We start from the raw sequence: 9,052 nt of genomic DNA on the forward strand, positions 1-9,052 counted from the left end.
CAATGCAGGGAGGGTTACAGGCATTGCAAGAACTGCTTTATAAAGAGCCTGAATCTGGCCAAGCTGTTCCTGATTGTTCTCCAACTTTCAATAAACCTAAGTGGGTGAATGCACCATATAAAATGTATCTTTTTGAAGCATGTCCCTCTAAAGTTGGAATAGGAACTACTAACCCAATAGAAAAACTACATGTAAAAGGAATAACTGAACATATAATATGTAATGGTTGTCCTGCCCCGGAGGAGGACAAAACTACATACATAGCTCTTGAAGACCAGTTGGAAGATCAATTTGGTAATTTAATTGCGAAGAATTTGTGGAAAATTGGTGTAAGCGCAGGCACGGGAAATAGCTATTTTTTAATTAGGCATGATACAGATAGACCAAGTTTATTTATAACCCAGGATGGCAGAGCTAGTTTATTTTCTTCTACCGATCCTGCTGCCTCATTAGAAATAACTCAGGCTGCTGAACTAAATTATGACCTTTTAAGACTTAGGAAAACTGGTAAAGGGGTAGTTTTTAGTGTAAAAAGAAATGGTCGCGTTGGAATAGGAACACCTACTCCTTTAGAAATGCTAGATGTAAGAGGTAATGGATATTTTGAAGGCAATGTTGGTGTTTGAACAATACCAGAGACACTGTTACATCTAAAGGGAACATCCTCTACTAACACATTATTATTTTTGGAACCAGGTAAGTGGAGTTCTATTGGAGATTATGCCGAAATACGCTTTGGAGATGCGAATCATTACATAAAAGGTGAATTTGGGGCAGGTACAACCATTTATGATATAGACAAAATAAAATTAATGGGTGGAAATGTTGGCATTGGGACAAATAATCCATATTACAAATTAGATGTTGCCGGGACTATGAGAGCATGTGAAGTAATTGTCAATACAGCTTGGTGCGATTTTGTTTTTAAACCGGAGTATAAACTTATGACTATCCATGAAAGACAATTGTTTATAAATAAATACGGTCATCTTCCAAACGTAAAATCTGAAAAAGAGATAATTGAAGAAGGAGCCAATTTAGGGCAGGCAATAACTGGAATATTACAAAACGTTGAAGAACATGAACTTTATCTGCATAACCAGGAAGAAAAAATAAACATTCAACAAAAAGAATTAGATGCACTAAAAGCAGAATTTAATAAGTTGTTGAAGGAAATTGATTTGCTGAAAAATATTAAGTAAAATATAATAGTAACTAACTTAATTAGCGAGGATCAAGTTTAATTTTTAATTCAAAAAAGAATAATGAGAAAAACAAAACTGATATTTTAAGTATTTTCGACTGTTTTGTTTTATGCTCATATTGACTTCCTAAGAAATGTATGGAATGGACAATCACCGCAATTTAATAGCGAAACTGGAAGCGGGTACATTCTTAATTTTGAAAAATGAGAAACAATATAAATACCATAAGAATGATAGCAAGTGTGTTGACCCTAGTTATGCTCCTTTTTTATACAAGTTGTAGTAAATGGAATTATAATGAAGTGAAAAATATTCAGGAAGTGAAAGTTCCTTGTTCTTCTATAACAGAACAGCAACATATAATTAGTGATAGCATTTCATATTATTCAATGCTAGATACCAATAACTGTACTCCGTTACAAATTGATTTTTCACAAAAAACTTTGCTTGGAAAATATACAAGCGGAACAGGTTGTACTATTGAATTTAAAAGACAACTTTATATAAATGAAAAAGACAAAGAATCTCTTTATGTGATTACTTTAAAAGAAAAGGGCTTGTGCAAGAAACAAGACGAAAGTATGAATTGGATAATTGTTCCAAAAATTTCTTCTGACTATAAGGTAACATTTAAAATAAAGTAATTATGAAAACGAAAATATACTTTTTTTTCTTCATTTTTATTTTTTGCTTTTTTCAAAGCAAACCACAAGTATCTGAAAATGAAACTCCTGTGAGTTGCAATCATTCCGGTAGTATAAGTTAAAATGTGCCTTAAATAATAAAACCGTAAATTTGGCCCAAATGAAAAACTTAATCCTTATTATCTCAATTTTCCTGCTTGCACACAATGTATCGGGACAAAATCAGCCCTTTTACTATTATCAGGGAGAAAAAATTTTCTTAAAAGAAAGACCAGACAAAATATTGGTTAAACTTTCAAAAGAAGCAAATAAAACAAGACTTTTGAATCTTATTCAGACAGACGGTGTTGTTCAAATTTCTTCCAAGGAAAAAACAAAAGAAACCATTGGGCCATTTATTGTTTTGGAAACGAAAAGCAAAAATGCACTTCCTGCAATTGCACTTACTAAATATAAAAATAGTCCTGATGTAGCTTCTGCTTTACCGATGTTGGAGTATAAGGACGGAAAACTACAAGGGTTAACTGATGAATTTATTTTAAAAATAAAAACTGAAAGTTCTTTTGAACAATTACAGAACTTGGTAAAAGAAAAAGGATGTACAATAATTAAAGAAAATGAATTTGTCCAAAATCAATTTTTAATCTCCGTTTCAAAATCATCAAGTTTAAATTCTTTACAACTAGCCAATTTATTTTATGAAACAGGATTATTTGAATTTGCGGAGCCTGATTTTTTCAGAGAAAATATTTTTCATTCAAATGACCCATTATTCAGCAATCAATGGACTTTAAAAAACACAGGACAAAATGGAGGAAACGCTGGGGCAGATATAAATATAGAACAAGCATGGAGTATCAGTCAAGGTCGTCCTGAAGTTCTCATTGCAGTGGTTGACCAAGGAGTACAACTAACACACCCAGACTTATTACCTAATCTTTTGCAGGGTTTTGATGCAACTGGTAATGGTACAAATGGAGGCCCATTTAATATGACGGGTAGTGACCCACAAACAGCAGATTTTCATGGAACAGCTTGTGCGGGAATTATTGCCGCAGTAAAAGATAATGGGATTGGAGTTACCGGAGTTGCTCCAAATTGCAGAATTCTTCCTGTAAATACCAGTGTAAATGGGGATCTTATTACTCAGGCATTAGCTGACGGTCTTGAATGGTCTTGGAATCCTTCATTTGGAAATGCTGATGTAATTAGTAACTCATGGGGAGGCGGTTCTCCTTCAACAGTTATAACCAATGCGATTAACAATGCTGTATCGCAAGGCAGAGGAGGATTAGGAAGTGTTGTGTTATTTTCATCGGGAAATGCTAATTCTTCGGTTAGTTATCCTGCAAATTTATCGAATGTAATTTCAGTTGGAGCTTCCTCTAACCAAGATGGCAGAGCGAGTTATTCCAACTATGGAAGCGAATTAGACATTGTTGCCCCAGGCGGAGATAAAAATATTTATTCAACCGATATAATAGGTTCAGCAGGTTATTCAGCCGATGACTATACCACATCATTTGACGGAACATCGGCAGCCTGTCCTCATGCTGCGGGAGTTGCAGCATTAATTTTATCTGTTAACAGATGTTTAACAGGAATACAGGTCAAACAAATTTTAGAACTAAGTTGCGATAAAGCTGGTGGGTATTGCTATGATTCCAATAGCTCAAACCCTAATGGGACATGGAACAACCAAATGGGACATGGCAGAATTAACGCATTTAAAGCAGTCCAATATGCTTTCAGCAGTGGGATTAATAATTTTACCAATGTAGGCAGTCCTACTGACAATTCTGCTACGAGCAATTACCAAATGGTTATGTACACAGGCTGTTCAGGTGTAGCTGCTGCTACTTATTCCGTTCAGAGGCATGAAGTAATTAAAAATATAACTTTTCCATACACGCAAGCTCCAATTATTATAGGGACTTCAAATGGACTGTCAGCAGCAAGTCCTAATGACGGCAATTATTGGATGGATGCTTATAACTTATCCACAACATCCGCAACCCTCAAAACTTATGTATATGCTACAAATAATATACTTGGTCAAAATGTAGTTTGGGTTCCAACAAGTCCTTCTAATATCAAGTTTAATTACTCTGTCCTAAGTTCAATGCAGCAGGACATTTACCTGCAAAATCAAACAGTTAGCTCAGGTTCGCAAACTCATAACGCAATGGGGCAAATTGTAGCAGGAAGCAATGTTACAACGGCTGTTGCTTATGGAGATTATGTGGTTACAGGTGATGCCAATGTTACTTTACATGCAGGCAATAGTATTACTCTCGGACCGGGAACAGTTATTAGTCCCGGACCTAATGGTTACTTTCATGCGTATGTTGACCCCTTCTTTACCTGTACTCAATATCCACAAGGCAAAGTAGCTTCTCAATCAAATGGGGAACAGCCTGAAACAACCGCTCAAAAAATTGAAACAAATTATATTGAAGATTATGAAACTACTTTTCAAAAAACAGAAGAGTTAAATAACATCAGAAAACTTCAACCAAACATTTATCCCGTTCCTTTCAGTGATAAATTGACTATTGAATATACAATTGCATCCTCTGAAAATGTAACTATATCAGTTTGCTCTTTAAATGGTCAAGAACTGATTCAGCTAAAAAACAAGTCAAAACACGAACAGGGAATTTATACGATTGATTTTAATGGTATTAATCTTCCGGCTGGAACATATCTCCTTAAAATTAATATTGACAATAAATCAACCACTCAAAAAATTATAAAAATCAACTAAAATGAAAAAGATAATTTTTATAATAGTAACGTCATTATTTATTTTTGCTTCATGCAAAAAAGAAAAATTCCCTGAAATTGATGACTTAACAGGAAACTGGATTGAACAGACCAGTAATTCATTCAAACACAAATTAATTTTTGAAGATGAAACTATGTATTTTTTCAAACCATCAAGTGTCGATACATTATCCTACCGTCTGGATAAAAAACAAGAAGTTATTTATTTAAGATTGAAAAACAATCCTGCGGCGGGAGAAAGTAACCATAAAATTTTAATTAATAAAAAAAAGAAAGAGCTAACAATTTGGGGTTTATTTATTGGTGTTAATACGAGTGAAACCATATTTAAAAAAGAATAAGTTACATACCGCATAAATAACCTTCTCCCTAATGAAGATAATTTGTATCGCAACAGTACTTACTCTACTGACTGACTTTATTTGCCTGTAAAAAAGTAAAAAATGAATCCATGACCATTGTAAGAGATTGTACTGGGACCGCTTTAACGGGAAAGACTATCATGTATGTAATCTTGAAAAAGTTTCATCATTTGCTGAAGGAACAGAAGTAACAGCAACGTTTAAAAAAATAAAAGGTAAAATAGACATTTGCCTCTTTCCAATTTCGCCTACCCACACGTTTCTGCTTTTTATTTTTACTATTTATATAACACATTTATTAAAGGAGAAATGCTAATAAACATTATATTTGTTCATATATGTAATAGTTATATAAAAGCCTTATTTGGCATCTCAGGACAGAAAGGATTGGTGGCCCTTTGGCCTTTTTCGTTCTAGAAATTTTACTGCAATTCGGATCATTTGTGGCACCCTTGCGCACTCGCTTCAATTTTTTTTCCTCCCAGATGCGCAAGAAAAAAAACGGGTCTTTTTTTTCTCTTCCTCCACACACAAAAAATTTCAACTATCTCACACACATTTGCACCTGTTGCTATTCATTTGTGTTGCACTGCTGTTTAAAAGTAATCGTAGTCATTTAGAAAAGTGGGTAAGGCCTTTACATAACATAACATTGCATATCAGCCAGTGGCGGTCTAGGTACTCTATTGCAAAGCCTTGAATTTCTATGAACTTTGCTGCTCGCGGTTATTGGTTCGGTGCTGTAATCGCCACCAGCATATAAGCAAATAACGTTGGATGCAAGCGTATAAAAAAACTGACAAAAAGAATAAAAATCAATATATTTGAACCAAAATAATTTTTGAAATGAGAAAAATAAGTTCTTTAATATTTGTTATGCTAATCAACATAACAGTCTTTGCACAAAATTATGTTCCAGGAGAAATAATTGTTAGAATTGATAAAGAAATTTCCGTCCAACAATTTGCTCAACAAATACAAACAGTTAATATAACACCAACAAAGGAACTGTCAAAAAGAATGAATATTTGGCTTTTTTCGTTTCCAACACAAATACCAATTGACACAGTAATTAATAGAGTTAAAAAAAATTCTAATGCTATTTATGTTCAGCCCAATAGATTCGTTCAACAAAGAGCTAACAATCCAAACGACCCAAACTTCTCTAACCAATGGGGGCTAACAAAAATTAAAGCACCGCAGGCTTGGGACATTGTAACAGGTGGAACAACAGTAACAAATGAACGCATAGTAATAGCTGTAATTGACGGAGGTTTTGACCTAACTCACCCAGATATAGGTTATTGGCAAAATACTAACGAAATACCTAACAATGGAATTGATGATGACAATAATGGTTATATTGATGATTTCAATGGCTGGAATGCTTATAACAGCAATGGAAATATAATAATAGATAATCACGGAACGCACGTAGCAGGAATTGCAGGGGCACGGGGCAACAATGGAATCGGAATCAGCGGTGTTAACTGGAATATTGAAATAATGCCTATTATGGGTTCTTCAGGTACAGAATCTGTGGTCATTGAAGCATTAGGTTATGCTCTTGAAATGAGAACACTCTATAATCAAACTAATGGCGCACAAGGTGCTTTTATTGTTGTAACAAACGGTTCTTTTGGCGTTGATAAAGCAGACGCTGCAGATTATCCCCTTTGGTGTTCTATTTATGATGATTTAGGACAAGTAGGTATTTTAAATATTGCAGCTACAGCAAATGGAAATTGGGATGTAGATGAGAAAGGCGATGTTCCTACAACGTGTAGCAGTAACTTTTTAATTTCAGTTACTAATACAGACCAAAATGATGACCTTCATAATAATGCTGCTTGGGGTAAAAATTCTATTGACCTTGCTGCACCTGGAACTGGTATTATTTCCACACTGCCAAATAATAATTATGGTAATCTTACAGGCACTTCAATGGCAGCCCCTCACGTTGCGGGCGCAGTTGCTTTAATGTATGCTGCCGCCTGTGAAAAAATGATTTTAGATTATCGGAATAATCCTGCAGGGGTTGCTTTATCAATTAAACAATTCTTGCTGAATAACTCTGACCCTGTTTGGTATTTACTTCTTAAAATCGGCTATGGAAGACTGAATGTTTATAGAAGTATAATAAAGATGTTTGAACAATATGATTTAAGTTTATATGTAACGGGAACAGAAGCAGCTTCCAAACAATATGACGCTATAAACTCCATTGTAGTTGAAAATTATTCTGTTGAAAACCATAATGTCACATTTCGTGCCGGGCAGTCAATTACTTTCCTGCCAGGGACACATTTGAAACCTGAACCCGGGAAAACTATTCGTGCTTTTATTGATGAAGCAACTTTCGGTTGTGCAATTCCATATGAACCTCTTACTGTTGATTTATTAGCCCCTGAATATGCTTATTGTGCCAGTGGTAACTCCCCGATTACTTGTAATGCAATAGCAAGTGGTGGTAAAATTCCCTATAGTTATGTTTGGTACAGTCGTGTAATTACAAGCAACAACTGGTTAACACATAATTATAACAATCCAAATATTGAATTTCTTTCAAATGAGAGTTTTTATGTAAAAGTAGAAGTAACTGATAACAGAGGAATTAGTGTAATGTCAGTAACAAAATTAATTACTTGTATAGAGGGAGGCAGAATTGCTTCAACTGATTCAACAACAAATCCTGATTTAGCCAAAATTGACCTGACAAAATATTCAACTTCTGAAACAAGCGAACAAACTACAAGTACTATTATTGAACAGAAGTATTTAAGACAAACATTTAATGTTTTTCCAAATCCTTCAATAGGTAATGTAAACATTGCTTTTACCTTGGAAAAATCTAGCAGAGTTACCTTACAATTAACTGACGCAAAAGGCAGCAAAGTAGCTGACATTATCTATAACAAGCTATATGAAGCAGGAAATCATACTTTTGAATATGATGGGAAAAATTTAACTCCCGGTTTATATTTTTATAATATTACTACAGATGAAGGCTCAAATGCTTTAAAATTAATCCTTACGAAATGAGAGTTTTTAAATATATTATTTTTTACTTATTTCTTTTTACAACCGCTTGCTTTGGTCAAGGTATTGGATTTCGTGGCGGAATTGAGTTTGCTAATCGAGAACAATTAAATAATGGTTTAGGCATAGGAACATATTTTACTTTCAATTCCTTTTCTGAAAAATTTAATCTATTTGTTTCCTATGATTATTTTACAAAAAGAAATGAAATCTTTAGTAAAGATTTGCTAATGAATTATAAAAAACATAAATTTTCCATAGCTCCACTATATATTATGCCTTTGAAAGAGAAATTTGATTTTAAAGTTGGGCCTATGTTGAGTTATAATTCTGTTTTTGCAACTCACCAAGGTGTTGTATCAAGATGGTTGCTTAATTATTACTCCAAGTCAATTGGACTTGAAACAATTGTCAATCTACAAATAAAAAATGTATTAAAATTTCCATTAAATATTGACTTCTTTGTAACTCCGGCCTATCTAATTAATATTTCCAGAAAAATAGACGAAAATCCTGACCCTAGTGGTACAATCCCCGAATATGGTAATAATTTAATTAATATTACTTTTCAAATGGGTTTAACTTATCACTTTAACAGACAAAAAGAATAAACGCCAGCATCTATCACTTACAATATTGACAATTAGAACATTAATATTATTTGTCCTTATTTCAAATGGAATTTTTGCCCAGACAAATTATAACTGCTATGGAACATAAAATAAATACAATAGCTATACAGGAATAGGAAATGAAGGCAAGCTGCTTATTCCCTTTCACACAGCCATAAGCACATTTACAATTCCCTCTAAAACCCATCTCACAATCCAAAAATTGTAAATAAGCTTCTGTCTTTCCCACAAAAGTAGAAGAAGTTTGTTTTTTTCTCCCCCCTTTTAAAAAAAGTGAAACACCCAACCGCACGCTGCAATTGTCATCATTCATTGACGTTGTGCTGTTTGCAAATAATCGTGACTTTCTATGAAGTGAGAAATGCCAAGCGATAACATTGCAT

General features: G+C 33.9%; 7 protein-coding genes. All 7 read left to right on the plus strand.

From position 1 onward, the window contains the following. The coding region (locus H0V01_02895) for a hypothetical protein (protein MBA2582317.1) at window positions 1–626 on the plus strand (626 nt) is incomplete at its 5' end. Window positions 627–686: 60 nt separating this feature from the next. Continuing rightward, window positions 687–1,202 (plus strand): hypothetical protein, encoded by a 516-nt coding sequence (locus H0V01_02900; protein ID MBA2582318.1) that lies wholly within the window; start codon window positions 687–689, stop codon window positions 1,200–1,202. A gap of 206 nt (window positions 1,203–1,408) precedes the next feature. Then, window positions 1,409–1,849: a hypothetical protein gene (locus H0V01_02905; protein ID MBA2582319.1), complete on the plus strand. Its 441-nt coding sequence runs from the start codon at window positions 1,409–1,411 to the stop codon at window positions 1,847–1,849. A gap of 160 nt (window positions 1,850–2,009) precedes the next feature. Continuing rightward, window positions 2,010–4,616, plus strand: coding sequence for a S8 family serine peptidase (locus H0V01_02910; GenBank protein ID MBA2582320.1), 2,607 nt, complete (start codon window positions 2,010–2,012; stop codon window positions 4,614–4,616). A 1-nt stretch (window position 4,617) separates the two neighbouring features. Then, entirely contained in the window at window positions 4,618–4,977 is a 360-nt protein-coding gene (locus H0V01_02915; GenBank protein ID MBA2582321.1) for a hypothetical protein, read from the plus strand. 867 nt (window positions 4,978–5,844) lie between these two features. Next, window positions 5,845–8,040: a S8 family serine peptidase gene (locus tag H0V01_02920; GenBank protein MBA2582322.1), complete on the plus strand. Its 2,196-nt coding sequence runs from the start codon at window positions 5,845–5,847 to the stop codon at window positions 8,038–8,040. Continuing rightward, window positions 8,037–8,648, plus strand: coding sequence for a hypothetical protein (locus H0V01_02925; GenBank protein ID MBA2582323.1), 612 nt, complete (start codon window positions 8,037–8,039; stop codon window positions 8,646–8,648). Before H0V01_02920 ends, H0V01_02925 begins: the two co-directional genes overlap by 4 nt. Window positions 8,649–9,052: the final 404 nt, after the last annotated feature.

The sequence above is a fragment of the Bacteroidota bacterium genome (genome assembly GCA_013696965.1).
In the GTDB taxonomy this organism is placed as follows: Bacteria; Bacteroidota; Bacteroidia; order JACCXN01; family JACCXN01; genus JACCXN01.

Coding starts and splice junctions, on each gene's coding strand:
- H0V01_02905 (MBA2582319.1), top strand. CDS start 1,409: ATGAGAAACAATATAAATACCATAAGAATGATAGCAAGTGTGTTGACC.
- H0V01_02910 (MBA2582320.1), top strand. CDS start 2,010: ATGAAAAACTTAATCCTTATTATCTCAATTTTCCTGCTTGCACACAAT.
- H0V01_02915 (MBA2582321.1), top strand. CDS start 4,618: ATGAAAAAGATAATTTTTATAATAGTAACGTCATTATTTATTTTTGCT.
- H0V01_02920 (MBA2582322.1), top strand. CDS start 5,845: ATGAGAAAAATAAGTTCTTTAATATTTGTTATGCTAATCAACATAACA.
- H0V01_02925 (MBA2582323.1), top strand. CDS start 8,037: ATGAGAGTTTTTAAATATATTATTTTTTACTTATTTCTTTTTACAACC.